General features: G+C 40.7%; 23 protein-coding genes. 8 read left to right on the forward strand and 15 right to left on the reverse strand.

Annotated elements, in window-relative coordinates; translation table 11 throughout:
- Positions 1-172: 172 nt before the first annotated feature.
- Positions 173-514: a hypothetical protein gene (locus JWR61_RS12095; protein ID WP_301928065.1), complete on the reverse strand. Its 342-nt coding sequence runs from the start codon at positions 512-514 to the stop codon at positions 173-175.
- Between the two features lie 53 nt (positions 515-567).
- On the reverse strand, positions 568-2,997 hold the full coding sequence (locus JWR61_RS12100) for a penicillin acylase family protein (protein ID WP_301928066.1): 2,430 nt from the start codon (positions 2,995-2,997) through the stop codon (positions 568-570).
- A gap of 12 nt (positions 2,998-3,009) precedes the next feature.
- Between JWR61_RS12100 and JWR61_RS12105 the strand changes: the two genes are divergently transcribed.
- Positions 3,010-3,681: a tRNA-(ms[2]io[6]A)-hydroxylase gene (locus JWR61_RS12105; protein ID WP_301928067.1), complete on the forward strand. Its 672-nt coding sequence runs from the start codon at positions 3,010-3,012 to the stop codon at positions 3,679-3,681.
- A gap of 174 nt (positions 3,682-3,855) precedes the next feature.
- Here JWR61_RS12105 and JWR61_RS12110 read toward each other — a convergent pair whose 3' ends face one another.
- The 4 genes from JWR61_RS12110 to JWR61_RS12125 form a co-directional block, all read right to left on the reverse strand.
- On the reverse strand, positions 3,856-4,863 hold the full coding sequence (locus JWR61_RS12110) for a GSCFA domain-containing protein (RefSeq protein WP_301928068.1): 1,008 nt from the start codon (positions 4,861-4,863) through the stop codon (positions 3,856-3,858).
- A 140-nt stretch (positions 4,864-5,003) separates the two neighbouring features.
- Positions 5,004-5,870 carry a hydroxymethylglutaryl-CoA lyase gene (locus JWR61_RS12115; RefSeq protein WP_301928069.1) on the reverse strand — a complete coding sequence of 289 codons (867 nt, stop codon included), beginning with the start codon at positions 5,868-5,870 and terminating at the stop codon, positions 5,004-5,006.
- Positions 5,871-5,938: 68 nt separating this feature from the next.
- The gene (locus tag JWR61_RS12120; RefSeq protein WP_301928070.1) at positions 5,939-7,207 is read right to left on the reverse strand and encodes a hypothetical protein; all 1,269 of its coding nucleotides are present in this window, start codon (positions 7,205-7,207) and stop codon (positions 5,939-5,941) included.
- Between the two features lie 44 nt (positions 7,208-7,251).
- Entirely contained in the window at positions 7,252-7,548 is a 297-nt protein-coding gene (locus JWR61_RS12125; protein WP_301928071.1) for a hypothetical protein, read from the reverse strand.
- A 46-nt stretch (positions 7,549-7,594) separates the two neighbouring features.
- Between JWR61_RS12125 and dnaG the strand changes: the two genes are divergently transcribed.
- On the forward strand, positions 7,595-9,538 hold the full coding sequence (dnaG, locus tag JWR61_RS12130; protein ID WP_290336054.1) for a DNA primase: 1,944 nt from the start codon (positions 7,595-7,597) through the stop codon (positions 9,536-9,538).
- 100 nt (positions 9,539-9,638) lie between these two features.
- On the opposite strand, the gene JWR61_RS12135 is transcribed toward dnaG, so the two are convergent.
- Positions 9,639-10,301: a LysE family translocator gene (locus tag JWR61_RS12135; protein WP_301928072.1), complete on the reverse strand. Its 663-nt coding sequence runs from the start codon at positions 10,299-10,301 to the stop codon at positions 9,639-9,641.
- Positions 10,302-10,403: 102 nt separating this feature from the next.
- Here JWR61_RS12135 and JWR61_RS12140 point away from each other — a divergent pair, with 102 nt between their 5' ends.
- Genes JWR61_RS12140 through JWR61_RS12155 form a run of 4 tightly spaced genes read left to right on the forward strand, consistent with a single transcriptional unit; the run spans position 10,404 to position 14,199 of the window.
- The gene (locus JWR61_RS12140) at positions 10,404-11,270 is read left to right on the forward strand and encodes a UbiA family prenyltransferase (RefSeq protein WP_301928073.1); all 867 of its coding nucleotides are present in this window, start codon (positions 10,404-10,406) and stop codon (positions 11,268-11,270) included.
- Positions 11,267-12,367 carry a type III polyketide synthase gene (locus JWR61_RS12145; protein ID WP_301928074.1) on the forward strand — a complete coding sequence of 367 codons (1,101 nt, stop codon included), beginning with the start codon at positions 11,267-11,269 and terminating at the stop codon, positions 12,365-12,367. Before JWR61_RS12140 ends, JWR61_RS12145 begins: the two co-directional genes overlap by 4 nt.
- On the forward strand, positions 12,360-13,067 hold the full coding sequence (locus JWR61_RS12150; protein WP_301928075.1) for a methyltransferase domain-containing protein: 708 nt from the start codon (positions 12,360-12,362) through the stop codon (positions 13,065-13,067). Before JWR61_RS12145 ends, JWR61_RS12150 begins: the two co-directional genes overlap by 8 nt.
- On the forward strand, positions 13,060-14,199 hold the full coding sequence (locus tag JWR61_RS12155; RefSeq protein ID WP_301928076.1) for an NAD(P)/FAD-dependent oxidoreductase: 1,140 nt from the start codon (positions 13,060-13,062) through the stop codon (positions 14,197-14,199). The genes JWR61_RS12150 and JWR61_RS12155 overlap by 8 nt, the downstream gene beginning before the upstream one ends.
- A gap of 100 nt (positions 14,200-14,299) precedes the next feature.
- On the opposite strand, the gene JWR61_RS12160 is transcribed toward JWR61_RS12155, so the two are convergent.
- Positions 14,300-15,349 carry a hypothetical protein gene (locus tag JWR61_RS12160; RefSeq protein ID WP_301928077.1) on the reverse strand — a complete coding sequence of 350 codons (1,050 nt, stop codon included), beginning with the start codon at positions 15,347-15,349 and terminating at the stop codon, positions 14,300-14,302.
- A gap of 99 nt (positions 15,350-15,448) precedes the next feature.
- Between JWR61_RS12160 and JWR61_RS12165 the strand changes: the two genes are divergently transcribed.
- Both JWR61_RS12165 and JWR61_RS12170 read left to right on the forward strand, forming a co-directional pair.
- The gene (locus JWR61_RS12165) at positions 15,449-16,225 is read left to right on the forward strand and encodes a (Fe-S)-binding protein (protein WP_301928078.1); all 777 of its coding nucleotides are present in this window, start codon (positions 15,449-15,451) and stop codon (positions 16,223-16,225) included.
- A gap of 12 nt (positions 16,226-16,237) precedes the next feature.
- On the forward strand, positions 16,238-16,762 hold the full coding sequence (locus JWR61_RS12170) for a hypothetical protein (RefSeq protein ID WP_290336063.1): 525 nt from the start codon (positions 16,238-16,240) through the stop codon (positions 16,760-16,762).
- Here the strand turns inward: JWR61_RS12170 and JWR61_RS12175 are convergent, their stop codons facing one another.
- From JWR61_RS12175 to JWR61_RS12205, 7 genes are all read right to left on the reverse strand, one after another.
- On the reverse strand, positions 16,763-17,425 hold the full coding sequence (locus JWR61_RS12175) for a YdeI/OmpD-associated family protein (protein WP_301928079.1): 663 nt from the start codon (positions 17,423-17,425) through the stop codon (positions 16,763-16,765).
- A 199-nt stretch (positions 17,426-17,624) separates the two neighbouring features.
- Positions 17,625-18,428, reverse strand: coding sequence for a M48 family metallopeptidase (locus tag JWR61_RS12180; RefSeq protein ID WP_301928080.1), 804 nt, complete (start codon positions 18,426-18,428; stop codon positions 17,625-17,627).
- 101 nt (positions 18,429-18,529) lie between these two features.
- Positions 18,530-19,177, reverse strand: coding sequence for a glycerol-3-phosphate 1-O-acyltransferase PlsY (plsY, locus tag JWR61_RS12185; protein WP_290336066.1), 648 nt, complete (start codon positions 19,175-19,177; stop codon positions 18,530-18,532).
- Between the two features lie 84 nt (positions 19,178-19,261).
- Positions 19,262-20,077, reverse strand: coding sequence for a 50S ribosomal protein L11 methyltransferase (prmA, locus tag JWR61_RS12190; RefSeq protein ID WP_301928081.1), 816 nt, complete (start codon positions 20,075-20,077; stop codon positions 19,262-19,264).
- A gap of 185 nt (positions 20,078-20,262) precedes the next feature.
- Positions 20,263-22,392: a polyribonucleotide nucleotidyltransferase gene (pnp, locus tag JWR61_RS12195; RefSeq protein WP_301928082.1), complete on the reverse strand. Its 2,130-nt coding sequence runs from the start codon at positions 22,390-22,392 to the stop codon at positions 20,263-20,265.
- A gap of 129 nt (positions 22,393-22,521) precedes the next feature.
- Positions 22,522-22,794: a 30S ribosomal protein S15 gene (gene rpsO / locus JWR61_RS12200; RefSeq protein ID WP_290336069.1), complete on the reverse strand. Its 273-nt coding sequence runs from the start codon at positions 22,792-22,794 to the stop codon at positions 22,522-22,524.
- Between the two features lie 212 nt (positions 22,795-23,006).
- Positions 23,007-23,498, reverse strand: coding sequence for a hypothetical protein (locus tag JWR61_RS12205; RefSeq protein WP_290336070.1), 492 nt, complete (start codon positions 23,496-23,498; stop codon positions 23,007-23,009).
- Positions 23,499-23,539 lie beyond the last annotated feature (41 nt).

Below are 23,539 nucleotides of genomic sequence, written 5' to 3' on the forward strand. Positions count from 1 at the left end.
AAAAATTTGGGAGATGCCGGTAACTATCCAATTTTTATGCTGGCTTAAGAAATTACCATTAACAATTAATTCTAAAAAGCTTTCGATCCGAAAGCGTTCCCTCCAGCTGCAACAGTACAAGAGGGCGATGCAAGAATTTACCACATAGCTTCCTGGCCCGGACCAAAATAACTTAACTGCGCCGCAAATAACTGCCGGACAACGCAGCAAAACCTGCCACCAATGCGCCTATGATAGCGGTGATGCCAATGAGCATAAAGGGACTGTCTGTTTTAAACATCAGTATGCTTACTTTATGAGCCAGCACATGATTGTTGTTACTGCTGATATACCAGGATAAAGAACCCCATAACAACAGGATGGAGATGAACCCGGTTAAAAATGATTTACCCGGCTGCTGTGGTATTAAACCTGATACAATGAATGCAACAAATGCAATGCTCCACCAGGGCAGGTACAGGCAAGCCGCCACACTTAACAAGGCAATCAATACTAAAGAGACGATAAATTTCATATAATCTGTTTGAAAATTAAGGATGGTTGTTGCAAAAAAATATCACAACGCTGCTAATTGCTGAAACTCATTTTCCATTTTATCCTGCCGTCTTTTTCTTCACCGGCCTTCATCATCCACAACGGGTAGTATTTTCCTGCCACCCACTGGTCAACAAAATTATCGTAGAACCTGCTGCCGGGGTTGCCACTTTGCCCGCCGGGATAAACGCCCCAGGCTTCTGTCTTGTCTGTAAGGCTAACAATCATCCTCCAGCTGGGACCATGATCTGATTTGGTCGCATTGATACAATGCGAACCGCCGCCAACCGGCAAGTTCAACCTGCTGAAAGGTTCCAGTTTTGCCAAATGGTTTATCCTTGTTGCCTTGAACGCCGCCCATGTTAAATGGGATTTGCTTTCTTCAATTTTTAATTGTTGCGTTGCGGCTTTAAAGGCAGCTGTTACATCATCCGCAAGCGTTTCTTTTGCGGATGTTTCTATGTTATCTAAAAATTTATAGCTGCTATCTCTTAATATGCCGTCAAGTAAACTGCTCTCAAAAGGATGTGAGATTACCTGGGGTGCCTTTTTAAATTCATCCCTAAGCACTACACTATCAAAACAAGTCCAGAGCACTGAAAAAATGGTTGGACCTGTTGCATTGATGTCGTTGTTAAGGTCCCATTTTTTCAGCAGGTCCAGGTATTTTTTGCCACTTTCGTCCAGCTTGCCTTCATCAATATTTTTTAAAAATAATGGCCTCGCCATTTCGGCGAATACATCATAATTACTGGTTTGCATGGCCATCATATCCTGCGGCGTAATGGCGCTCATAGCGGTTAATTTTCTGTTGATGATTAAGCCGCGGTAAGGCGGATAATTACGACCGAGATAGTATGGATAAGTTGAGTCGGCAGGCTTTTGATTGGCGCTGCTTACAAAGCCTCTTTCAGGATTGTACTGAAACGGATTTTCATCCTGTGGAATCATGCCCTGCCACATATAACTGCTGTCGGTACCAGGCATAATAAAATCGCCCTGCCCCTTCCATTTGGCCGGCCACTCGCCCTGCGTGCGCATGGCAATATCTCCATTTTTGGCTGCAAAGGCAAAGTTTTGCCCGGGTGTATGCATGTTGGTTACAGCCGCTAAATAATCTGCATAATTTTTTGCATGGTTCAGCATATTAAAGGCAAGCAGTTCTTTACTGGGATCATGTGCTTTCCATCGTACAGCATAATATTTATTGCCGGTGATTCTGCTGCCGCTGAAAGTTTTATCATACATCACCGGACCAAAAACGGTGTAGGCTACTTTATCAATATAATCCGCCTGATCTTTTATTTTAATGGTTTCTGTACGGAACTCCGTTTTTTTCCAGGCACTGTCAAACCAGTATTCATTGCGGCTTTCGTCTTTAAATTTTATTTCATAGTAGTCCCGTACATCGCGGCCACCATTGGTAACGCCCCAGGCTACGTTATCATTAAAGCCGATGATTACACTGGGTGCGCCGGGAAAAGTAGCGCCATACACGTTAAAGTTGGGAGTGCTTAGCTGCATCTCGAACCAAAGCGATGGCAGGTTTAAACCCAGGTGCGGATCGTTGCATAAAATGGGTGCACCGCTTTTTGTTTTACTGCCTGCAGCCACCCAGTTGTTGCTGCCATTTTCCGGATCGGGTTTTTCTTCCTGCATTACCAGCAGATCTTTATTGGCGAAGTAAACAGAATCTGCTGTGGCGGGCGCTTTCACCAATACTTTGGGTGCTGCATATATCGTTCCTTTGGGAATAATGGGATCCAGGGAATCTTGTTTGGAGGGATATAACAAATCAAAATCTGCCGGGCTAAAATAAGTTTTTGCATTCGTCATTTCAATATCATCATCATGCGCCGCCAAATCATACGACATGTATTTTAAAAATAAAGCCGTTTTTAAATTGGTCCAGGGCTCGGGCTGGTAGCCTATTAATTTATATTCGATGGGTAATTTCGCTTCTGTAATATTGCTGATATAAGCATTTACACCCGCCGTATAAGCATCACAGGATGCCCTGGTAGTTGGGTCTGCTTGCATTTCTTTCAATGAAATTTCGGCGGCATACACCATACCTAACCGCCTGAACTCACGGTCATGCGTAAGCGCCTTTTCACCAATAATTTCACTTGCCCGTCCGGCAGCGGCATGGGTTTGCAATTCCATTTGCCATAACCTGAATTTAGCATGCAGGTAACCCTGTACAAAATAGGCGTCGTTTTCCTGTTCGGCAAAAACATGCGGCACCAGTCTGTCATCGAGGTACACATTGACTTTACCTTTCAACTGAGGAAAATTAAACGTTTCATTAAAGGTAGCATCAGCATTTTCGGCATTCTGCCAAACACCATGTTGCGGACTCAGCAATTTACCAAGTGGTGCAGGTAATAACAGTTTTGAATTAAGGGTAATTATCAAACCAGTTGTTACAGCTGCGGAAAGAATGCATGGCAAGAGTTTCATAAAAAAATTTGTATGCGTAAAATAAGTAAATCCATCTTTAACAAACTAATTTCAATTATTTATTTTTGTATGATGGAGACAGACAGTATTGATGTTAAAAATATTCTCGGCTTACAATTACCCACCGACCCCCGCTGGATCAACCTCGCTGAAATGCAACTGGAAGAAATACTGACTGACCATGCTTATTGCGAGCAAAAGGCAGCTACCACTTGCATTACACTCATTCAACGTTATAGTGATAAGGAAAAATTAGTTACCAGTTTAAGCCCGATTGTTACAGAGGAATGGGGACATTTCCGGCTCGTACTGGCTGAACTGCATAGAAGAAAATTACAACTGGGCAAACAAAGAAAAGATGCGTACGTAAACAGATTGATTGAATTTCAGCAAAAAGGTGGCAGTCCGGATGAGCGGATGCTGGACCATTTACTAACCATGGCATTGATAGAAGCCCGCAGTTGCGAACGTTTTAAAAGATTAAGTGAAGGGTTGAATGATGCCTACATGAGAAGATTTTACCGCCGCTTTATGGAAAGCGAAGCCGGACATTATACCTTATTTATTGAACTGGCAGAAACCTATTGCAAAAAAGAAAAAGTTCGCAAGCGCTGGAAAGAATGGCTGGTGTATGAGAAGGCAGTGATGGACGAGATGGAAGTAAGGGGGGACAGGATACATTAGCACAAGCCCTAAATTGAAAAGCTCGCTAAATCCCAAAGAAGGACTTCTTTTGGAGATTTAGGTTGGAGTGTATTTTTACTTATAGCTCGATTTATTTTTAATTCAGTGGCTTGCTGAAAGGCTGCATTGATTAGATTTTTTAAATTAATCACTTCAGCTTTATCTTTTCATCCGCTATAAGTGCGTTTCTATCTTACTAAAATAGCTTCTCTCCTCTTCAAAATTGATGTAGGGATATTGACTGCTTAGCTGGTTTACTTTTTCCAGGTTTGTTTGTAAAAATTTTTTGTGCTGCTGCGATGTTGGGTTAAAGGGCTTGTGACTTTTGGCGGCATTGATCACATTGATTTCAGCCATCAGCTTTTTTGTGGATTCATCGATACAGGCATCCACAAATTTTTCCCATACATAATGTGTCGCCGCATAATTTGGGTGCACCATGTCTTCTGCATAAAAACGGTAATCTCTTAAATCGTCAATTACCAATTCATACGCAGGGAAATAAAACCGGTCTTGCTCGTTTTCAATCAATGCATGCACAGCCTGTATCAGCGTGGCTTTGCTGCGGTTATTTTCTACAAACCCATCCCTTAAATGCCGCACCGGGCTGATAGTAAAAATTGTTTTAATGGACGGGTTAACCACCTTTATTTCAGAAAGCATTTGCTGCAGCGCCGTGGTGATTTCTTCTACGGTCAATAATTTTTTATTGAATTTATCTGTTGGTACTTTGTGGCAGTTAGCTACCACTTCACCCTGCAACCCTGCACTAGTGCCCGTTGCCAGCGTATAGGCAAATGCAGAGCCCAGGGTTAACAATAACCAGTCTGCACTTTTTAAAAATGCATGTGCCTTTTGTTGTGAATGATTAATTCTTTGTAAACATTGTTCCTGGTCAGGATGCGAAAACCGGCTGTGATGCTCCCAGCTGTTCCAGCATTCATTCTGGTAAAATAAATCTGCTGCTTGGTATTGTTTGTTATGAATATAAGAGGTAATGGACCTGGTAATACTGATGGGGTTGAATAAAATACCATTGGGATTTTCAAGCACATCAAATTTGTGCTGCTTTAATTTAGCGCCCATATTTTCTGTGAAACAGGAACCAACCAGCAACAATTTTTGCTGGTGACTGATGCTTGTTGCAAATGGTTTGGGTGAAAAGGCCAGGTGAAAATCCATGAAGCAAAATTACTGGATTGTTTTTTATGGATAGAACACTATTGGATGGAACGCTGATGACACTGATTGGACAGCATTTGAACGGATAATTTAAAACTGATAAAATACGGATATTGTAAGTGTATTATGTTGGTACGGTATTACACAAATATTTCATTGGCTAGATCAATGCATTCTGATAAAGCCTGTTCATTTAAATTATTGAGCAAATTCAATTGATTGAAATAGGGGATCATTAAAGCAGTGTCCATATTACCAACCAGTTCATCTCCAGCCATCGGGCACCCGCCGATGCCTTTTAATGCACCGTCAAAACGACGGCATCCAGCCTGCAAGGCCGCATCCAGTTTAGCTTTCCAATTGTGTGTTGTAGAATGCAGGTGAACGCCGACGGTTGTGTCCGGATACGCAGGTATAACTGCTTTTAAAATGGACCCTACTTGTTGTGGCGTGGCAATGCCAATAGTGTCGGCAATTGATATAATGCTTATATCCATTGCTGTCATGGTTTCCAACCACTGCATAACTATGCTTTCATTATAGGGATCGCCATATAAATTACCAAAACCCATGGAAATATAAATGACCATTTTTTTTTGATTCTTTATACAGAGATTTTGAATCTCTTCCACAGTTTGCAAGGATTGCTCCATACTACTGTTGGTATTGCGCAGTTGAAAAGTGGGCGATATGGAAAAAGGAAATCCCAGGTAAGTGATTGCGTCATGTACTACGGCATCCTTGGCGCCACGGGCATTTGCCACAATGGCGAGCAGTTTTGTTTTTGATCCATCTGAGTTAAGCCCGCAGATTACCTGCTCTGTATCGGCCATTTGCGGTATGGCTTTATGAGAAACAAAACTACCAAAATCAATTGTATCAAACCCTACTTTTAGTAAAGCATTGAGGTATTGAATTTTTTTATTTGTTGGTATAAAGCGGGGCCAGCCCTGCATAGCATCCCTGGGGCATTCAATCAGCTGTATTACGGGTGATGCAATGTTCATATGCTACAAGTTAAAAAAAGAGCAGCATATTTTAGTATGCTGCTCTTACAAATTAATTCAACAAACTATTATTGTACTTCTTTTATTTTTTTGTCGTAGGCTGCAGATTTAACAGCATCTTTTTTTACATCATAGATGTTCTTCAGGATTGAAAGTGCCTGCTTGTAATTTACTTTTTCACCGGCCTTTGGTTTAGGATTTTCCGCATACAGGCTTACCACTTTTTCAGCATATGGAATGGCATCATTCATCTGCTTGGTGGCATTTGCTTCCATATCCTTTTTTGTTTTAAGATCGGCTGGTTTTGGCCCCTTTATTTTTCTTGCATCTTCTGACAGATCAATGGAATTGTTGTATAAGAAATTTGCCATTAAAAAGTTAGCCTCCTGTGTTGATTTGATTGCAATGGCTTTTTTTAAGATTTCTGGCAATTTTTCTTTAAAAGCAGTAGTATTGGCGGTTTTCATTTCATCGGAATAAATGTACCTGTACAATTCTACGCTGTAATTAAAAGACAGGATGTAATTATCAGGATACTTCGCCATCAATGCATCGTACTTTTCAAAAATCTGCGGCTTTTCTACACCGTCCGTAGCCTGCTCAATTTCAAGTGCTGTCCAATATTCTGCGCTTTTAGGATATAACTTTTTACCCTTTTCTACAATGTCGGTAAAAGCTGCCTGGTCTTTTTTATTTTTATAGTAATCTGCGAGGTACTGGTAAGCATCTACATATTGTGTATCAGCAATATTGGCATCTACCAGTTTTTTATAAAAAATAGCCGCATCATCTTTTTTCTTAGCGTCGTTTGCAGCTATTGCTGTGTACAAAGTTAACATGGTGTCGATGCCATTGAATTTATATTTATTAGCGCCTTCCAGCCCTTTTGAATAAATAAAATCATGTACTTCGATGGCCTTTTTAAAATTTTCAAAAGCTACATCATAATTTTTCTGCGTGTAAGCTTTTACGCCCAGGTCAGACGAAAAACCGGCATACAAATCGAACAGAACAGAATTGTTTTCGTCTTTGGAAAGGGGTGCTTTTGGATCGAGCTGAAAATATTTTTGGATTGCATTAAATGCTTCGGTTTTCATGGCACCTGCATCCGTAATACTCATTGCTGAATCTTTCGATGTTAAATCATACGCAAAGCCTTTATAATACCAGCCATCCGGCTTTTGAGCATTTTTTTCTACCGCAAGATATTTATCTACAGCTTCTTTTGCTTGTTTTGTCTGACGCAGCAAAACATATTTTTTAACATCATCAATGCTTTGTGCAAATGCAATGTTAACCAACAGTACTGCGGCTGCGAAAAAGGAAAGTTTCTTCATTTCAAATTTTATTTTAGGCGTTAAAGGTATTAGTTTGTTGTTAATTAGGATAAAAAGATCATGGAAATTTCATAAACCATGCCATAATTGGGGGCACATTTAAAAATTATTGCCAAAACTGCCGCTGCACGGAAAACATTGCGTTTATCGGTCCTATAAAGGTACAGGCTGAAACCGCTTACACTTCGATTCGGTTGCGCCAGGGATGGTAGCGGCACCCCGCAAAGCGCCGTAAACATGCCGGTTATTGGCAGGTGGTAACTATGGCGCTGCGGAGTAGAGCGGACAGCCCGCCGGGCGCCTGAAAGAATCAGCGCTTGGAGCAATGCTCTCTTCATCATAAAGACATTGTTGTTACATTTGCTTAAATAAAACAACACCTAACTTTTGATTTCTCCTAATACCATACAGCAAATTCTCAGCAGGATTGATATTATTGAGATAGTGGGCACTTTTGTAAAACTAAAAAAAAGAGGCACCAACTATCTGGGCCTGTGCCCTTTTCACAACGAAAAATCACCTTCGTTTACGGTATCGCCGGCAAAGGAAATTTACAAGTGTTTTGGTTGCGGCCGCAGTGGCAACAGCATTGGCTTTTTAATGGAGCATGAAAAGTACACCTATGTAGAAGCGCTTCGCTGGCTGGCACAACGGTACAATGTGGAAATTGAAGAAACAGAAGTTTCGCCGGAACAAAAATTACAACAACAGAGTGCCGAGAGTTTATTTATCATCAACAATTTTGCACAGCAATTTTTTACCAATCATTTATTAAATACCGAGGAAGGCCAGGATATAGGCCTGAGCTATTTAAAACAACGTGGTTTCCGGGAAGAGATCATTAAAAAGTTTCAGCTGGGCTTTAACCCGGAGGCCAGGGATAGTTTCGCAAAAGCAGCCATTCAGGCGCAATACAATGTGGAGCTGCTGCAAAAAAGCGGGTTGGTGGCCATCAGGGATGAGCGGCCGGTGGACAATTACCGCGGTAGAATTATTTTTCCAATACATAACCAAAGCGGTAAAGTGGTTGGTTTTGGGGCAAGAATTTTAAAAACAAATGATAAGGCGCCAAAATACATCAATACACCGGAAAATGAAATTTATGTAAAAAGTAAAATTTTATACGGAAGTTATTTTGCCCGCATGGCTATTGATAAAGCAGATGAATGTTTGCTGGTGGAAGGCTATACCGATGTAGTGAGTCTGCACCAGGCCGGTATTGAGAACGTAGTGGCCAGCGGCGGTACATCGCTTACACCCGACCAGTTGCGGCTGGTAAAAAAATACACCAACAACCTCACGATTATTTATGATGGTGATAGTGCCGGTATTAAAGCGGCGCTGCGGGGGATGGATCTTGCGCTGGAAGAAAGCCTGAACGTAAAACTGGTATTGATACCGGATAAAGAAGATCCGGACAGTTATGTAAATAAAGTAGGTGCTGCCGCATTTAAGGAATTTATTGCGGCCAATAAAAAAGATTTTATCCTGTTCCAGCTGGAAGTTTCTTTAAAAGATGCCGGAAATGATTCTGCAAAAAAATCGGCGGTGGTAAACCAGGTAGCAGAAACGATTTCTAAAATAAACAAGGCGGAAGACTTTACCCGTCAGCAGGATTATATTAAGCAAAGCGCTGAATTATTAAAGATCGAAGAAGGTGGTTTGCATGCGCTGGTGAATAAATTTATACGGGAAAAAATTACCAGTGAAGAAAATAAAACGAACCGAAAAGAAGCCAATGACAATTTTGCTGCGCCTGCCGCTCCTTTTGAAATTGAAGATGACGCTGTTGGATTATTAAACAGGGATGAACAGCAGGAACGGGCCATGGTAAGGAGTTTGCTTGAATTCGGTTTAAAAGAATGGGATGGTGAACAGCGTGTTGCAGACCATATGTTTGCAGAAATTGAGCACAACCAGCTGGAAGAAATGATTGACAATAAAAGCCTGATTGACCTGATAAAGACCTATAAAACCTGGTACGATAACGGGCTGGAGCCGAATGCGAAAACATTTTTATACCATGAAGATTTTGCGCTGAGCGCCCTGGTGGTAAGTGTAATGGACTATAATTTTGAGATAAGCCATAACTGGAAAAATGTGTTTGAAGGGAAGATAGCTACAAGAGAAGATTTATATAAGGAAGAAGTTTTCAGCACACTGAATTATTTAAAATTGCGAAAGATAAAACGCATGATGGACGAGAACCAGCGGGACATGGAGAAAGAGCAAACAATGGAAGAACAGCTGGTATTTCTGCAGATTCACCAGCACCTGAAACACATGGAAATTGAATTGACCAAACAGTTGGGAACGGTTATTTTCAGATGAGGCGTGAGTGGTGACTTGTCAATGGTGGATAGCGAGTTGTGTACGGTGGTCGGTCGGACTGCATTTAATTATCCACTAATCAATTATCCATTCCATGTCCCTACTTCTCCCCGTGAAATTTAGACACCCCATCTTTATGCAGCAACATTTTTACAAGTTGTATCACCGCTGTTAAAGCGAATATGCCACCGATTACCCAGTTTAAATATTGCTGACTATTGGCAATTCTTTGGACCATCCATTTACCACCAAAAATAAAAACGCAGTTACCCATCAATGTTCCGATGCCGATACCAATGATGTAGACATTGTACTGACTTTGTACAGGCTGCAGGATATTTTTTGTAAATAACACTGTACTCCAGCCAAACCAGAATGGTATCTGCACAGGGTTAATAGCACACATCAGCATACCCAACAAAAAACGGTGGAGGTGGTTATTGAGCATGATATTTTTTGTGTTACCACCACCTTTGGCAGCCGCAATAAAACTACCAATTGCCAGCGCCACAATAATAGCCAGCGTAATCCATTCCATCCATTTCATCAGCCGGGTCTGTTTACGCACCCAATCAATACCAACCAGCGAAATACGCACGTAAATCATTTCTACCAGCAACGAACCAAAAGAAAACCAGATGGCTTCCCGGATACTTTCCTGTATGCCAATTTGCATAGCGGCTACATTCAGCGTGCCCAATGGAAGCGATCCTAAAAAACTGATGACAAGTCCCCAAAGAAAAACCTTTATAATATTTGGCATTACGCAAAGATAAGTGGTTGAATATTTTGGCGTGCTAATGCTGTCTGCCTCAGCAGGTTTTTTGACCTGCTGGCTTAAGTGCATTAAATTACAGCATAAATTATGCTCTTGATAAAATCATCCACTATACAACTACTGCGGTTTCATTTTTCGTTTTTCCTGATGCCGGTGTATTGGTTTGCTTTGAGCCAAACACCGCAAATCAATACTGGCCGGGCTATATTGATTTTTGTCATTTTGCATTTGCTGGTATATCCCGCCAGTAATGGTTATAATAGTTATATGGATAGGGATACTGAAAGCGTTGGGGGGATAAAAAACCCCATGCAACCCACACCGCAGTTATTTTACGTGACGATTTTGCTGGATGCCATTGCAATTGCTTTGAGTTGTTTCATCAGCATTTATTTTGTGCTTGGTATACTGGCTTACATTCTCGCTTCAAGGGCTTACAGTTACCGCGGCATTCGTTTAAAAAAATATCCAATCGCAGGTTATGTAACCGTGATCTTTTTCCAGGGAGCGGTCACTTTTTTTTTGGTGATGCATGGCGGCAGCAACGATAAAACACTCGCTGTACCAGTGTTTGGCATGATTGCGGCTTCCCTGCTGATTGGCGGTTTTTATCCCCTTACGCAAATTTACCAGCACCAGCAGGATAAAGCCGATGGAGTAAATACACTGAGTTTACTACTCGGGTACAAAGGAACTTTTATTTTTACCGCCATTGTGTACTTCGTTGCTGTTTCAACACTGGCATATCAATTGTTATCCACACTTCAGAAAAACAGTTTTTTTATCGTTCAAATCTTTTTTATCCCTGTGCTCGTATATTTTTTCTGGTGGTTCAGGCAGGTAACCCTTAAACATACAGCGGCAAATTTTGTTAACACCATGCGCATGACACTGCTGGCATCTGTTTGCATCAATGCGGCCTTTATTACTTTATTTTTAATTGAAAAACTTTGAGCAAAATTATTTCAATAGCCACAGGTGTACCACAATATAAACACCAGCAGGATGCTATTTTTGAGTTTGCTGATACTATTTATAGTGAAAGTGAAACCGACAGCAGGAAATTAAAATTTTTATATCGTCACAGCGGGATAGACACCAGGTATAGTGTACTGCCCGATTATAGCAGCAATGCGGAAGACCGCCAATTCTATTCCAAATCAAAGAGCCTGGAACCTTTTCCTGACCTTGAAAAAAGAATGCAGTGGTTTGCCTGTAACGCTGCTAAACTTTCTGTAGAAACCATCCGGGATTGTATTGCAGACAAAATTGAGCCAGCCGAAATTACACACCTGATAACGGTTAGTTGCACGGGTATGAGTGCGCCGGGAATGGATCTTGACATTATGGAAACATTAGGTTTATCTCCCAATATTTTCCGCACATCGGTAAATTTTATGGGGTGTTATGCTGCTATCCATGCATTGAAAATTGCTGATGCACTTTGCAATGGCGACGAAAAAGCAAATATAATTATCGTATGTACTGAGCTTTGTACACTGCATTTTCAAAAAGAAAATTCAATTGATAATATTACCTCAACCCTGCTGTTTGCCGATGGTTGCGCCGCAGTTTTAATGCAGCATAACGCCGCAAGCGCAGGAGGTATGACGCTGAAAAACTTTTTTTCTGATGTTGCTTTTAAAGGTAAAAAAGATATGAGCTGGCAACTCTCCTCCCGCGGCTTTTTGATGACTTTAACAGGGTATGTGCCTGATCTTGTAAAGGAAGATTTTGACAGTTTATTAAACAAGGCCCTCCTGAATGCCGGGATGGACAAGGAAAGTATAAGTCATTGGTGTATACATCCCGGCGGAAAAAAAATACTGGAAGCCATCCAACAAAGTACCGGTTTAAAAGAAGAACAGTTGCAGTTTAGTTACGACGTGTTAAGGGAATATGGCAATATGAGCAGCCCCACAGTTTTGTTTGTTTTAGAAAAAATATTGCGTGAATTAAAAGAGGGCACGGCTATCAAAGATGCCGCTGTTTTTGGAGCTGCCTTTGGCCCCGGGTTAACTATGGAAACATTTATAGCAACCTATGATTAACCTTGCCAACAGATCCGCTGAAAAAGAAATTCTGGACAACGACAATATTGCTTTTGCCGATATCAAGCAAAACATGCGGGAGCTGAACGTAATCAATACCTGGCTCGGTGGGCATGGAATCACTATCAAGGGCATGCAACAATTACTGCAGCATTTTAAACCAAATCAGCCTGTCACTATTTGCGAAATTGGTTGTGGCGGCGGTGATAATTTACAGGCTATAAACAAATGGTGCACAAAAAAAGGTATTGCTGTAAATTTTATCGGGATTGATATCAAACAGGAATGTATTGACTTTGCAAAACAACAATATCCCGATTTGCCTTGTCACTGGATGGTAAAAGATTACCGGGATGTTTGGTTTGACAAAATGAAGCCGGATATTGTATTTTCTTCACTTTTTTGTCACCACTTTACAAATGAGCAATTGCTTAAAATGATGCAGTGGATGCGCAAGCAAAGTAGTACCGGCTTTTTTATCAACGATCTCCACAGGCATTGGCTGGCGTATTATTCTATCCGGCTCATTACGCGAATTTTTTCTTCCTCTTATCTTGTAAAAAATGATGCGCCCCTTTCTGTTGCCCGGGGTTTTAAATTATGTGAATGGAATAGTATATTTACAGGTGCGGCCATAAAAAATTATTCTATCAGCTGGAAGTGGGCTTTCCGGCATTTAATTGTTTGCATCAATGACTGAAACGACACAATACGATGTAACTATTATCGGGGGCGGTCTTGCCGGGCTGGCACTTTCTATTCAACTGGCGGCCAAAAAATATTCAGTAGCGCTTTTTGAAAAAGAAGAATATCCTTTTCACAAAGTTTGTGGCGAGTACATCAGTCTTGAAAGCTGGGATTTTATTGAACGATTAGGACTACCGTTATCAGCAATGCAATTGCCTGTTATAAAAAAGTTAATCGTAAGTTCTCCTAACGGAAATGCATTGCAACATCAATTGCCATTGGGCGGTTTTGGCATCAGCCGTTACGTTATTGACTTTGAATTAAAGAAAATTGCTGAAGCTGCCGGAGTAAGCGTGCATGAGCACTGCAAAGTAGAAGATGTAATTTTTGCAGACGGGCAATTTGAACTGCATACCGCAAAGGGAAACTTTACCAGTACCATTTGTGCAGGAAGCTTTGGTAAAAGAAGCAACCTGGATGTAAAATGGAAACGAAGTTTCATCCTGAAAAAAAATAATAAGCTCAGTAATTATGTCGGCGTAAAATACCACATTAAAACAAACTTTCCGGCTGACACGATTGCACTGCACAATTTTAAGGATGGCTACTGCGGCATCTCAAAGGTAGAGGATGATACTTACTGTCTTTGTTATTTAACCAATGCTGCCAATTTAAGAGACAATGATAATTCCATCAGAGAGCTGGAAAAAAATGTGTTGTATAAAAACAAACATTTAAAAAATATTTTCGAAACAGCCACCATGCTGTTTTCTACACCCGTCACCATTTCCCAAATATCTTTTGCAAAAAAATCGCAGGTACAAAACCATGTATTATTATGTGGTGATGCCGCCGGAATCATCACACCCCTGTGCGGGAACGGTATGAGCATGGCTTTGCACAGCAGTAAAATTGCAGCGGAAGCTATTACTGATTTTTTAGAACATATTACCACCAGGCCACAGATGGAAGCTGTCTATGCCCGTAACTGGCAACAATTATTTGGTAAAAGGGTATTTGCCGGAAGGCTTATACAGGAGGGTTTTGGCAAAACATGGATCACCAATCTTTTTATCAGCATAATGAAAAGGCTGCCGTTTTTAACAGGCTGGCTGATTAAGCAAACTCATGGTCAGCCATTTTAATGTCTTCAAAAAATTCCTTCTAAAAAGCGTACAACCATGTTGGGATAGTCTACAATCGAAAAAATTCAGTCATCAAAAAATCAGGCATCAGCTATGCTCTCTATCCCATTTTTAAATCCAGGGCTTTTCTTTCTGCACCCACTTTTCTTGATGCCGCTAAAAACTTTCTGCCCCTGCTAAACGACCAGGGTAAAGCACCTTGTTGCCTGTTATAATTACTGATCTGGTACAGTGCTTTCCAATGCTTTAATATTTCTTTGTAAGCACCCAATAAAGTATATCCTGTATCGTAAAAATGATTTGGTTCTGCACCACAACCATTGTATTCCAAAATGGTGAAATTTTTACCTGCCTTCAGGTCTTCCACATTGCTGCACATAATATCGTACCTGCCATAATAAAACTCATTCCCTGTACTGCTGATACCATCAAACAAAGCGGTGAGCTGGTCATCTATAGCATGCTTTAAATTCACAAAACGGGCGCCACGGTTATGGTTAGCAGCATAACTGAGCAGGTATCTTTCCCCTTCCGGTATAACCTGCAGCCAGTTTTCCTTGTGCTTTGATTCCAGCAAAGCAAGCTGTTTATTACCCTTGGGATGCTGCATCACAAGGCGCTGCAATGTATCAGTTCCATTGCCAGTTACCTGCAGCGGCATTTTATGTAAAAAACCAGTAACTACTCCCCTGCTCTCTTTGGGATGGCGGATGTAAAATACACTCACTTCCATGGGATATTGCACCAGTTGCTGTACAATATAGTCCCATGGCATCAAAGTGTGATAGTGTATTAATTCATTTTGGTTATTGATTTTCCTTAAAAGAACGCCCTGTTCGCCCACTTCCGGCTTTACTATAAAAGGAAAGTTGATATTGTGGGTTGTTAATTGCTGTTCAACAGATGAAATGGCTTCGTTTGCTGAAACAAAAAATGTAGGTGGGTAAAGTTCTTTAGGCAACAAATCATACATCTCTTTTTTGGGCTCTCCTTCCAATCCACCAAAAGTAATTTTAGGATTACTGGAAGTAAAAAACCACACTGCACGTGACCTGATGATATACCACAGCCAGAATACAGACAATGGTGCGTATAATATTCCAAATGGCCATGCTTCCCAGTTTGTAATGCGGTGTAAAATGTTTTTCACTAGATAAGTTGTCAGTCAAAATTAACCACTTCCCTGCAAATAAACACCCTTACAAAACAATGAACATTTAATACATTTGCTATACTCAACTCAAAATGTATGCAGGTACCAACAATGGCGGCCATGACGGCAAAAGGCGAAAGTCCGGAAGTATTATTTTGGGTTGGCTGTGCAGGCAGCTTTGACCAGCGGGCGCAAAAAATTACCAAAGCCTTTGTTACCATTCTGGACCGGTTGAAAATCAGCTACGCCATATTGGGCAAAGAAGAAATGTGTACGGGAGATCCGGCAAGAAGGGCCGGTAATGAATTTATGTTTCAAATGATGGCTTACCAGAACATACAGGTGTTGAACGGCTACAATGTTAAAAAAATCGTGACTGCATGCCCGCATTGTTTTAATACTTTAAAAAATGAATACCCCGAATTAGGCGGCAATTACGAAGTGGTACATCACACCAGTTTTTTACAACTATTAATTGACGAGGGGAAAATAAAACTGCGGGAAAACGGCAGCTTTAAAGGAAAAAAAATTACCTATCACGACAGCTGTTATCTTGGGCGGGCAAATAATATTTATGAGGCGCCTCGGAAGGTATTGGAAGCATTGGATGCCGAACTGGTGGAGATGAAACGCTGTCGCAGCAATGGTTTGTGCTGTGGTGCCGGTGGCGCCCAGATGTTTAAGGAAGAGGAAAAGGGAGACATCCGCATTAACCAGGAAAGAATAAAAGATGCGCTGGAAACAGGTGCAACCATTATTGCCGCGGCATGCCCTTTTTGCAATACCATGATGACAGATGGCGTAAAAAACAGTAATAAGGAAGAAGATATTCAGGTGCTGGATATTGCTGAGCTTATTGCCGCAAGTTTATAATAATTTTGTAGTATGAATATCAATTTTAAAGAACAGATACCAGCCGATTTTTTACCGTCCTCCAGGGTGTGGATTTACCAGTGCAGCCGCTTGTTTTTTTTAAGCGAGGCATTGCAGATAGAAGAGATTCTGGAACAATTTGTAAGTAGCTGGAAAAGTCACGGGGCAACCGTAAAAGGATATGGCAACTTATTTTTTGGACAGTTTATTGTGCTGATGGCGGACGAATCTGCAGCCGGTGTTAGTGGCTGCAGTACCGACAGTTCGGTACATGTAATCAAAGAAATTGAAAAGTTGTTTAAAGTAGATTTATTCGACCGGCAATCGCTTGCTTTTATAATAAAAGATAAAGTACAACTGCTGCCGTTATCGCAGTTGAATTATGCTGTTGAAAACAATTTTATTGATGGGTCTACTATTTATTTCAATAATACTGTTACCTCAAAACAGGAATTACTCCAAAACTGGATGGTTCCCGTTAAAGACAGCTGGCTTGCAAAACGCATCAATCACCTGTTGGTAACGGGCACTGAATAACTATTTTTCAGAGGGATTTTTTCTGCCGTTGTTTAATTTTTCTATGGTAGATTTTAACCTGGCTGTTCTTGTATCCTCTTTTTTGGATCCGGTTATCCAAACAACATATTCCTTTTTATTGGTAAAAGAAAGGCCGTCAAAAAATTGCCTGGCCGTGGCATTTTCAGTAAATAATTCTTCCAGCTCCGGCGGTGTAGTTATTACTCTTGCGTGGGTATCAACATAGTCCAGTTGAACTGAATCTTCAAAAATATGTTTCACCTTTTCAGCCTTCTTAAAACGCATGGCGCACCATACATGATCCAGCGAAATCATCCTGACACCTTCATATCCTAACTGGGCTACGCATTCCCAATTGCAGTCTCTGGATAAATCGCTTACAATTTTCGATGTCTGCTTGGGATAAGCAATCCAAAGTTTCGCATCTTCATTTAATGCTGGCAACACGTCTTTTAAAATATCTCTTAGCTGCTGCTTACTGATGGCGAAAACTAAGGCGAAATCAATCTTTTTAATTTTTAAAAGCGGGGTGATATTCTTGGCAAATGATAATTTGATAAACTGTTTTTCAATGGTGGACGGCAGACCTTGTATCAACAGATTTCTTTCATCCTTTAACTGAAGTTTTTCTAAAATTGTTTGTGACGGTACTAATACTTCCATAATTAAAATGATTTAAACAGGTGGTAAAAATAGATTACCTGTACATACACTAATAGGTATAGTAAGGAGTTTTTAAAAAGAAATGGATAATACTGCGACAAAAATGTAATTGGAATGCGCAAAGTTACCGCTTTTTTTGGAACGGCAAATAAAAAGACCCTCCTGAAGGAAGGTCTTTTATTCACAACTAAATTCAATTTTATTTTACAGGCTTGTAGTAACTCAATGCCTCATTCATGAATCCCTTTATTTTCTCAATTCTGTTGGCATCTGCAGGATGCGTACTTAGTAATTCAGGTGGTTTCTGCCCTCCGCTGGCTGCAGCCATTCTTTCCCAAAAAGTAACTGCTTCCCTGGGATTATAGCCTGCCATAGCAGCGAATATCAATCCAAAATGATCGGCCTCATACTCCTGGCTCCGGGAATTGGGAAGCGAATAACCTAGTTGACTCCCGGGTCCATATACAGTATTAAAGATGCTATTTACTTTGGGATTATTAGCGGTAGCAACGTTTACAAGCGAACCAAGTCCCTGCGTAAGCATTTCCTGGCTCATCCGCTCGTTTCCATGCCTGGCCACAGCATGGGTAATTTCATGCCCTAACACAATAGCCAATGCTGCTTCATTTTGGGTAACCGGCAACAGGCCGGTATATACTACCACTTTCCCCCCCGGCATACACCAGGCATTTACTTCTTTGTTGTCTACCAGGTTAAATTCCCAGTTGTAGCCCGATAATACGTCTCCCTTACCTTGTTTGGTGTAGTATTCTGTAATTGCTGAGGCAATTCTTGACCCTACTCTGCGGACCATCTCTGCATCTTTACTAGCACCTGTACTTACAACCTTGTTTTGGGAAAGGAAGGTTTTATATTCTGTTAAGGCCATTTCCTGCAACTGGCTTTCCGGCAATAAACTTAGTTGCCTGCGCCCTGTTACTGCATTCCGGCTGCATGCTGCAAAAACAGAAGTAGCAACCAATAGAAAAATTATTTTTTTCATTGTGATATATTTTTATCCTACACAAAACAATTGGTGTACCAATTTAGCCTGCAGCAGTTTGCAAACATTATTTATCAATATGACGAAGATTTGGAAAGGCTTCATTTTCGCCGGGCACGACGTCTGTCCCGGTACTTTAAGATGGGAATACGGCTTTCGTTACCACGAAGGATTTTCACTATGTTTTTCTGGTGGGTAAGAATGATCATAGCGGCTACCAGTACGGCGAATATTCTGTATATAGTCACATCATCATTCCAAATCCACAAAACGCATATGGGTAAAAAAAGACCCGCTAATATCGAACTAAGGGAGACGTATCTGGTAAAAAATAACACCAGCAAAAACACACCTACACAGCTGGCAGCAATAACAGGTTGTATTGCCAGCATCATTCCGAATAAGGTTGCTACACCTTTACCGCCTCTGAATTGAGCAAAAATGGGAAATACATGTCCCAATACTGAAGATAGTCCCAGTCCAACCATCAAATTGGTTCTCGCCCATTCGTCATGTAAATAAGAAGGTAAAAAGTAGAAAAGGCAAACAGCCGTTACACCCTTGATTATATCTATGATCATTACAATCGTTCCATACTGCGAACCCAATACCCTGAAAGTATTGGTAGCGCCCATGTTTCCGCTTCCATAATCGCGTATATCCACGCCAAAAAAGCTTTTGCTAACAATTAAAGCGGTTGGTATAGAACCAATAAAGTAAGCAATGATTAATAATAATAATTCTTTCATCGTTTCTTTAGTGAGTTGAGTTTACAAATATATTGAATTATCCTTTTCAGCAGTCATTTTTAATCATCACATTAAACCATAACGCTATTTTATAACTTCCATGGTAATCCAGTTGCCATCTTGATGGGTGGAAACATACTGAAGCCCACGAGCGGCAACATTTTCCTTCATGGTACCCTCATCTGCTTTTAAAAAACCACTAAAAATAATCTGACACCCAGGCGATGCAACCAATTTAATGGCGTCAAGATTAGCTGTGATTACATTGAGATTGATATTGGCCAAAATAATGTCATATTTTTTAACGACCGGAATGCTATTATGTTGCTCAATCACAACGTTGGTACAACTATTTTGTATGATATTTTCCGTGGCATTGTTGATACTCCATTCATCATTGTCAACTGCGAGCACGGCAGCAGCCCCAAGCTTCTCCGCCAGGATAGCTAAAATTCCTGTTCCGGTACCAAAGTCCAATACCTGTTTGCCTTCAAAATCAATTGATGACATTCGTTCAATAACCAAATGGGTGGTGGCATGGTGGCCTGTGCCAAAACTCATTTTAGGCGTGATAATAATTTCATACTTTACCTGTTTAATGGGTTGATGAAAATGCGCCCGTATGGCAACGAAATCATTTACCACAACAGGTTCAAAGCTTTCTTCCCATTGCTGGTTCCAGTTAGTGTTTTCGATGGTTGCAGCGGTGTACGCAACCGTCTCAAACAATTGGATAACACCTGCAAAATCCGTGTCGCTGAATTTCTCCTGCTGAATAAAAGCATGTAAATAAGTGTCGGTCTCTTCAAAACCTTCAAATCCCAGGTCACTCAATAAGGCAACCAATTGTTCGGATTCGCCGGAGTTTGTTATTTCAAAATCAAATGATAAATACTGCATGTAAAAATTGGGGGCTTATATCGCTGGTGCGAAAGATAATTTGATGAGCCTGCAATGTAGGCAAAATGAATACAGGTAAGCCGATTTAATACTGCCCGGCTTGCGTTGATTAAATAAAAAAAACTCCGGAGTTTGATTTCCGGAGTACTAAATATATTTCAATGTGAATTAATGCCGGTTGATGCCTACCCTTTGGGCTGTGCTTCAGGTTTTGGCATCAGCGCTTTACGGCTCAATTTAAATTTGCCGGTACGCTGATCAATTTCAAGCAATTTAACTTTTACCCTGTCGCCTTCTTTAAAGATGCCGTCCATTGTTTCCAGGCGCTTCCAGCTTATTTCACTGATGTGCAATAACCCTTCTTTTTTAGGAAGAAACTCTACAAAAGCACCAAACTCTTTAATACTTTTCACAGTCCCTTCATAAGTATCCCCTACTACCGGTACAGCTACCAATCCCTTAATCCAGTTTACAGCCTTATCCAGGCTTTCTTTGGAGGCGGAGAATACGCTTACTTCACCAACATTGTTTACTTCTTCGATATTAATGGTAGCGCCAGTTTCACGCTGCATTTCCTGTATCACTTTACCACCCGGCCCTATCACTGCGCCAATATATTCCTTATCAATTGTAAGTTTAACCATTCTCGGAGCATGTGGTTTCACATCTTCCCTGTGCGCAGGCATACAGGCATACATTGCATCCAGTATGTGCAAACGTCCCTTACGTGCCTGCTCCAATGCCTGGCGCATAATATCCATGCTTAAACCATCTACTTTTATATCCATCTGTACACCACAAATACCATCACGTGTTCCGGTAACTTTAAAATCCATATCTCCCAGGTGATCTTCGTCGCCTAAGATATCTGTCAATACGGCAAATTTTCCTTCCTTGGTAATTAGGCCCATTGCAACCCCGCTAACATGCTTTTTAATGGGAACACCTGCATCCATCAATGCCAGTGAACCTGCACAAACTGTAGCCATTGAAGAAGAACCATTTGATTCCAGAATATCACTAACAACCCTTACAGTATATGGATAATCTTTACCGGGCATCATTTGTTTTAATGAACGCATAGCCAGGTTACCATGACCAACTTCCCTGCGGCCTACGCCTCTCATCATTTTTACTTCACCGGTAGAAAACGGAGGGAAGTTATAATGCAGGATGAATTTAGTATAGTCAGATTTGAAAGCGCTTTCTACGAGCAACTCGTCCAAAGGTGTTCCAAAAGTTACTGTAGTCAGTGACTGGGTTTCTCCCCTGGTAAACAATGCAGATCCGTGTGGTGTTGGCAAAATACTGGTTTCCATATCCAGCTGGCGAATATCTTCAGTACCCCTTCCATCTAAACGCTTTCTGTCGTTCAGGATCATGTCCCTTACAACATTGTATTGCAATTCACCAAAATAATGACCTATCAGGCCCTTATCTTCAGCAGGCAATTCTTCTCCCAGAAATTCTTTTACTTCTTTTTTCAAAGCATCAAAAGCATCGCTTCTTTCATGTTTTGCAGAGGCAGCTGATGAAATGGCATACATTTTATCTTTTGCAAAAGCGATAATTTTTTCATTCAACTCTTCGTTGCGGTAAGGCTTGGTGTATTCTCTTTTTGCCGTAATCCCCAATGCTGCCCTTAAGTCTGCCTGAGCCTTGATCTGGATGCGGATGGCGTCATGCGCCAGTTCCAAAGCCTTTACCAGGTCTTCCTCCTGGCACTCTTTGGCTTCACCTTCCACCATCATGATGTTCTTTTCAGTAGCGGCAATGATGAATTCAAGATCACATTCTGCCAGTTCGCTACGACTTGGATTGATAATGAATGCGCCGTTCTTTTTTGCGATACGCACTTCAGAAATAATTTCCTGGATAGGAATATCAGAAACGGCTAATGCTGCAGAAGCTGCGAGGCAAGCCAATGCATCCGGTAAAACTTCCGCATCACTCGATACAAGACTGATCAATACCTGTACATCACATAAATAATCTTCCGGAAATAAAGGACGAAGCGCCCTGTCAATTAAACGGCTGGTTAATATTTCGTAATCGTTTAAGCGGGCTTCTCTTTTGAAAAAAGAGCCAGGTACGCGACCCGCTGACGAAAATTTTTCCTGGTAATCTACCGATAAAGGGAAAAAATTCTGCCCCTCTTTTGGTTCTTTATTTGCCACCACGGTAGCCAATAAAATACAATTTCCCTGCTGCACTGTAACCGCACCATCTGCCTGGCGGGCCATTTTACCTGTTTCAATGGTTACCATACGGCCGCCACCTATATCAAAGGTTACTGATTTAGTTGTTAAACTCATTATTGTTATTTTATAAAATTATTTAGAAAAGGCATGCAATTTCCCGTTTGAAAAACGGGTATAAATAACAATAATTCCCAACTGTAAAACTATAGTTGGGAATTAATTTATTTAAACATTGTAGTTGTTTTATTTACGTAGACCTAACTTTTCAATTAAACCTCTGTAGCCTGTCAAATCGTGTTTGCTGAGATAAGTAAGTAAGCGCTTGCGCTGACCCACCATCATCATCAGTCCACGCTGAGAAGAGAAGTCTTTTTTGTTGGTTTTAAGATGATCAGAAATATGGTTGATACGCTCTGTTAACAGTGCAACCTGACCCTCAATTGATCCTGTGTTGGCGGCTTTACCACCAAAGTCTGTAAAAATTTTCGCTTTTTTTTCGATTGTTAAATAAGGCATTTCTTTGTTTTTAATAACGTCTTTGTTAAATTATCTCTTTTTTTATTCGGATGCAAAAGTAGGAAAAATATTTGATTTTATTACGATAGCAAAGTTATTTGAATAATAAAGGGTGTTAATGAAAGTGCCGCAATGGCTTTTACCGGTTGCAGCACTTTTCAGTAGGTTAGAAATATTTATATAAAATGTAAAAAGCTGATTTTCGCCAAATTTTAATCCCTGTCCATGGCACTTAAAAATCTGCTTAATAAAATCACAATCAATAATTGTATCAAGGCCCAAATAAGCGACAGGCTCATAGCCCCGACTTCTTCACCAAATAATAAAAAATGGGTGATTAATGTAAAAAAAGTACCTAATACATAAGAGTAGTAGCCTGATTTTTTAAAATTCCACATCAGTGCAACACCAATCAGGCACAATAAAGCCGATACAATACCACCTACGGAAAATTTTTGAAAATTTTCGGGGGTAAGATTACTGAGCGACAACTGGGAGGCGTCGGCTTTACCAAATAGATTTCTCAACTGAGTTTTTTGGGTACCGGATTTTATCTGCACTACTTCGGTTTCAGCATTAAAAAATCCAATGGCATTTACAACGATACTGGTGATACTCCCGATAAAGCCAAGTACACATAGAACGGTTAAAAACAAGGGCCTTGGGGGATGTACTTGCGCTGCATTGGTAACTTCTTGGGGCATAAGTTGATTGTTTAGTTGTTAAGGTTAGTTGTTTTTATTGA

Source organism: Ferruginibacter sp., from assembly GCF_028288465.1.
Lineage (GTDB): Bacteria > Bacteroidota > Bacteroidia > Chitinophagales > Chitinophagaceae > Ferruginibacter.